We start from the raw sequence: 5,310 nt of genomic DNA, 5'->3' as shown, positions 1-5,310 counted from the left end.
TAAACGCAGATAATTTTAGGGTGTTTTCCGATTTTTGCAATTCAAGTCTATTGGTCATCAGTCATTAGTCATTAGTCAAACAGGGCATTGGGCATTGGGCATTGGGCATTGGGCATCGGTCATTAGTCATTAGTCATTAGTCATTAGTCATTGGTCATCAGTCATTAGTCATTAGTCATTAATCACAAGAAGGAAGCCCTTTGGCGAAGCTGAGCGGGTAAAAAGAAGAAAGAAGAAAGAAGAAGACATAAACAGTCAGCTTGAGCGGGAGCTGTATTTTACGTTTAATTAAGTATTTACTTAGCGTTTGAGTCTTTAACATCTATGATAATATGTAAAAGTCAAATTAATGTCAAAAACTTTAGTTTAGGGAAGTCCCTACTTTGAAACTAGCAGAATTGCTCAGACTCGATCGCACAATTAAGGTTATTGGCTTTGACGACGCACCGTTTTCTCGTACCAGCGGCAGCCCAGTGTCGATCGCCGGAGTAGTCTGCGGGGGGACTAGATTTGAAGGAATGGTCTGGGGACAAGTCCTCCCAGACGGATTAGATGCCACTGATGCGATTTGTCAGCTACTGCTCGGAGGCAAATTTTTGCCGCAATTGCATCTCGTTTTGTTGGACGGAATTGCTTTCGGCGGCTTCAATATTATTGACCTACCCAAGTTAGCATCGCGGCTGCAAATTCCTTGCGTTGCTGTCATGCGCCGCCAACCAGATTTAGCTGCTGTTGAAAAAGCTCTCGGTCATTTATCTGATTCGGAATACCGTTTAGAATTGTTGCGCCGCGCTGGCAAAATTTATGCTTTTGAACCTTTCTTTTTTCAAGTATGCGGCGAGCAACCGGAAGTAATTGCACTGGTACTCCAGCGTTTGACTGATACTGGTAAAGTTCCTGAAGCTTTGCGTTTGGCTCATTTGATTGGTGCGGCTGTGATTACTGGTGTTAGCGGTAGTTCTGCTTGAATTTATTAATTATTTGTGATTTAATTTACCGCCATCAAAAAGGATCGAGCATGAGGAATGCAAGTCCGCATCCTTTCTGAGAGGGCTAAAGTCCTTACAAGGATCGAGCGTGAGGAATGCAAGTCCGCATCATTTATTAGAGGACTAAAGTCCTTACTACGAACCTATAGGGATACGGATTTAAGATGATTTAGCTTGCGACAATCTCGCCCTCAATTTCACCAAATTCGATTTTAGTTCCCAAGGCCAAAGTTACGGTACATTCAGGTTCAATCATTTTCATGTCGCCTTGACTGTCTGTGGCCCACCAAGAGCGATCGCTCAAATTGATCAATCCTAAGGATAACTCGTTTCGCGATCGAGAATTCACCACTGCCACCACACCATTAGACGCCGTAGCAGTCAAACTCGGGATGTCCGATGTCAATAGCTGAGTACCCGCAGTCAGAGGGATAACTCGACTTCCCAATTTCAGCAAAAATTGACCGCTGCTAAAAGCATTGGCTGGGGATTCTTGTGATAAAATAGTCGGCGTAACCCGAGCAGAATCAGGAGCGGGCAAGTCAGAATTTCCCACTGTAATTGTACAGTTGCCGATTCTCTTTTGGTCGCCCGATCGCAAATAACTCACAGCCCCGCTCTCAAAATTCTCGCAAACAATTTGACCCGCTTCCAATTGAAACCGCATCGCCAAAGGCGAAACATCAGGAATGTAGATAATAGACTTATTTTCATCGCTACCAAAAGTCACCGGTTCCGCACCAATAGTCAGAGTGCGATTGGTTCCGGTATCGTAACTAATTACCAGCCAAGCTTTGTTAAACAAAGTTTCGGCCACAACTAGCATAATCCCAATCCAAAAGCCGATCGCAGTACAGCCAGCTAAACGCCCAGCCGTACCCGATAAAGTATAAGCAAACAGAATAAACAAACAACCGCCCAAAACGCCACCCACACCGCCGCCACCCGCGCCGCGCAGCATTCCTAAATTGGGAATGCGTTTAGAAAGTCCAAGACCTAACAAACTGCCAGCTATTCCCCAGCAAATCACTCGCAATAGTTCATTTTCTCCGTCACCAATCCCGCTAAAAACACCTTCGGCGATCGCCCCAGAAATTGCTCCGGCGATGAGACCAAACAATCCGCCATTTTTAAAAGATTGTTTAATTTGGGGCTTGCCTTTGATATAGTAATAGTAGCCGAACATAATTGCAGTAGCAATGCCACCGCCTACCAATCCAAACCAGCGACTTGTAGATAATACACTGTCAAAAACAGATTTTGAATTGTTGAGATCGTGCATGAAAGGTTCAGTGATGAGATTGCCGGCGAAACCGCCGACAGCACCACTAATCCCAAACTGCAAAGCTTTTTTTAGGGCTGATAGATTTCTTTTCACGGCGCACCTGGTTAGAAGTGAGAGTCGAGCTATTTTAGATTTGGGATTTGAGATTTTAGATTGATTCCATAGATGAGTCTGGGAATTTCCAGCTTAATCTAAAATTTTGGTCGCATCCCGTCTTGTGCGAAACTTGTGTCCGTTTTTGGACGAGAGTCAAATTTAGCTACAAGCTTAAAAGTCGCCATTTCCGATCCGCACCTGTCGCCCCTCTGTGTCTGGCCCGTCTCCGGCACCTCTGCTTGACACAGAAGTTTTTTAGCATCGCGCCGCCACAGAGGGGAAAAACATTTAGATAGCTGATGGCTGTAACCCTTGCTAAAATTGAATCTTAAGATTTTTTTTACTGAGATTTTTTAACTGTTCAGACCCCAGCGAGAACTCAAAAATGAAAAGGAATGTTACAAACTATTACGGTAACACTCAGAATGTGAACATAATGCCTCAAAATACTTGCGAGAGGTAGTTGCATCAGAGAAGCAATATCCTGACTAACTGCCGGACAGTCACTCGATCGCCACTTAAGGATCTGCTGCAATCTCGATCGTAGATTAAAGATCGCATCAATCATTTGTGGTATTCTAAGCGACAGGCCTAGTGCGAGCACTCACAACCGCACCGGCGTGAAGAACAAGCGCCGTTAAACAACGAAGGCAGACACCCGCTAACAACTTCAACAGTTGCAGGCTGTGGAAAGTCCACCCTTCCCCGTCAAAGCTCCAGCCACCAGCGAAGCGAAACGTACGGGATGAAAGCGCCCGCCGTCGCTAGTTCAACGCGGAGCAGTTCGCAATTGCAAAATATCCAGCGGGTACACACAAGATGAGTATCGTCACCAAATCAATCGTCAACGCAGACGCTGAAGCTCGTTACCTGAGCCCAGGCGAATTAGACCGGATCAAGAGCTTCGTCACCTCTGGTGAACGCCGCGTCCGCATCGCCCAAATTTTGAGCGAATCTCGCGAACGTATCGTCAAGACAGCAGGCGACCAACTTTTCCAAAAGCGCCCTGATGTTGTTTCTCCCGGCGGCAACGCTTACGGCGAAGAAATGACCGCAACTTGCTTGCGCGACTTGGACTACTACCTGCGTTTGATCACCTACGGAATCGTAGCTGGCGACATTACTCCGATCGAAGAAATCGGTATTGTCGGCGTCCGCGAAATGTACAAATCTCTCGGAACCCCGATTGAAGCCGTTGCCGAAGGCATCCGCGCTATGAAGAATGCAGCTTCTTCGTTGCTGTCTGGAGAAGATGCTTCCGAAGCTTCCTCCTACTTCGACTACGTTATCGGTGCGATGCAGTAAGGAATTTTGATTTTTGATTATAGATTTTAGATTTAACAATCGAAGGTTGCTGACAACAAGCTAAAAGCTGTTGCAGATAATCAACTACTTGTAAATCTCAAATCCCCAATCCCAAATCTCAAATTCTCGCTCCAAAATTGGACTGACTCAGCCACTTTCTAGGAAACAAGACAACCATGCAAGACGCAATTACCGCCGTAATCAATTCCTCTGACGTTCAAGGTAAGTACCTGGACATCAGCGCATTAGACAAACTCAAGAACTACTTCGCTTCTGGTGAACTGCGCGTCCGCGCCGCTACCGCCATCAGCGCCAATGCAGCCACAATCGTCAAAGAAGCAGTTGCTAAGTCTCTGTTGTACTCAGACGTAACTCGCCCCGGCGGCAATATGTACACCACTCGTCGTTATGCAGCTTGCATTCGCGACTTGGACTACTACCTGCGCTACGCCACCTACGCCATGCTAGCTGGCGACCCTTCCATCCTCGACGAGCGCGTGCTCAACGGTTTGAAAGAAACCTACAACTCCTTGGGCGTGCCCATCGGTTCTACCGTACAAGCAATCCAAGCAATGAAAGAAGTCACCGCCGGTTTGGTCGGTTCTGACGCTGGTAAAGAAATGGGCGTCTATTTCGACTACATCTGCTCTGGCTTGAGCTAAATCTAAGCAAGAAGGAAGAAGTTCGGCAACGGATTCTGTAACAGATGTAACAAATGTAACAGATGTAACGGATTTCAGTCCCATGGAAGTCGGAAGAAGAAAGTTCGGCAACGGATTCTGTAACGGATGTAACGGATGTAACGGATGTAACAGATTTCAGTCCGATGGAAGTCACAAGAAGGAAGAAGGAACAAGATTTATTTCTTGCCTCTTTTAACTCTTAACTTTTAACTTTTAACTTTTAACTTTGGACTTGTTACCTTTAGCTTTGAAAGAAGTCAGGGAAGTTGAGAGTGATTGCTAGACCGTCAAAGGCCAGTCGAGAACGCCCGACGAGTTTTAACGAGCTAGTTTTGACTCATAACTCCCTGACTTCAATCTTTTTAAAATCCATCTAAAAATCTGTAAACCTACTCAGGAGTTAGTTTCCCATGAGAATGTTTAAAGTGACTGCTTGTGTCCCCAGCCAAACTCGCATCCGCACTCAGCGCGAATTGCAAAATACCTATTTTACTAAGCTGGTTCCCTATGACAACTGGTTCCGGGAACAGCAAAGAATTATGAAAATGGGCGGCAAAATTATTAAAGTGCAACTGGCTACCGGTAAGCCGGGAGCTAATACTGGCTTACTTTAAAATCCGAGAATGGATTGATAGAGGGCAAGAGGTCGATCGCGACCTCTTTTTTTGTTTGTTATGATTTTATAGTTGTAGGGTGCGACGAAGAGCGATAAATCCTCAAAAAAATACCGACAATCTGAAAGTAGTAGGGTGCGTCGCCCTTGACAATCCCTGAATTTGACAGACAATCAACTCAGCGGCATACCGGACAAACTCTCAGCAGTAGAAACAAACCCAACACTTATTTGGCAGCAAGATTTGAGAGAAATGATATAAGGTAAGGTGCATCGCTGCTCGAACAGTTGACAGTTGACAGTTGACAGTTGACAGTTGACAGTTGTTAGTTGTTATGG

Annotated in this window: 5 protein-coding genes; 4 read left to right on the top strand and 1 reads right to left on the bottom strand. The window is 45.6% G+C overall.

The features are described from left to right. Positions 1–383: 383 nt before the first annotated feature. The gene (locus tag QT974_RS30650) at positions 384–968 is read left to right on the top strand and encodes an endonuclease dU (RefSeq protein ID WP_333472147.1); all 585 of its coding nucleotides are present in this window, start codon (positions 384–386) and stop codon (positions 966–968) included. A 190-nt stretch (positions 969–1,158) separates the two neighbouring features. On the opposite strand, the gene QT974_RS30645 is transcribed toward QT974_RS30650, so the two are convergent. Next, positions 1,159–2,367, bottom strand: coding sequence for a hypothetical protein (locus QT974_RS30645; protein ID WP_333472146.1), 1,209 nt, complete (start codon positions 2,365–2,367; stop codon positions 1,159–1,161). Between the two features lie 822 nt (positions 2,368–3,189). On the opposite strand from QT974_RS30645, the gene apcA reads away from it, so the two are divergent. The 3 genes from apcA (at position 3,190) to QT974_RS30630 (ending at position 4,972) form a co-directional block, all read left to right on the top strand. Beyond that, positions 3,190–3,675, top strand: a complete 486-nt coding sequence (gene apcA / locus QT974_RS30640; RefSeq protein ID WP_332995046.1) for an allophycocyanin subunit alpha — start codon at positions 3,190–3,192, stop codon at positions 3,673–3,675. A gap of 176 nt (positions 3,676–3,851) precedes the next feature. Next, positions 3,852–4,337 carry an allophycocyanin subunit beta gene (apcB, locus tag QT974_RS30635; protein ID WP_006634930.1) on the top strand — a complete coding sequence of 162 codons (486 nt, stop codon included), beginning with the start codon at positions 3,852–3,854 and terminating at the stop codon, positions 4,335–4,337. Between the two features lie 431 nt (positions 4,338–4,768). Next, positions 4,769–4,972 (top strand): phycobilisome linker polypeptide, encoded by a 204-nt coding sequence (locus QT974_RS30630; protein WP_007356911.1) that lies wholly within the window; start codon positions 4,769–4,771, stop codon positions 4,970–4,972. Positions 4,973–5,310: the final 338 nt, after the last annotated feature.

The sequence above is a fragment of the Microcoleus sp. BM001215392 genome, assembly GCF_036700185.1.
Taxonomy (GTDB): domain Bacteria; phylum Cyanobacteriota; class Cyanobacteriia; order Cyanobacteriales; family Microcoleaceae; genus Microcoleus.
The sequence above is the reverse complement of the archived record's forward strand: the minus strand, read 5'-3'. Positions and strand labels throughout refer to the sequence as shown.

Excerpts from the sequence above, each read along its gene's own strand:
- apcB (WP_006634930.1), top strand. The coding sequence starts at position 3,852 with ATGCAAGACGCAATTACCGCCGTAATCAATTCCTCTGACGTTCAAGGT.
- QT974_RS30630 (WP_007356911.1), top strand. The coding sequence starts at position 4,769 with ATGAGAATGTTTAAAGTGACTGCTTGTGTCCCCAGCCAAACTCGCATC.
- apcA (WP_332995046.1), top strand. The coding sequence starts at position 3,190 with ATGAGTATCGTCACCAAATCAATCGTCAACGCAGACGCTGAAGCTCGT.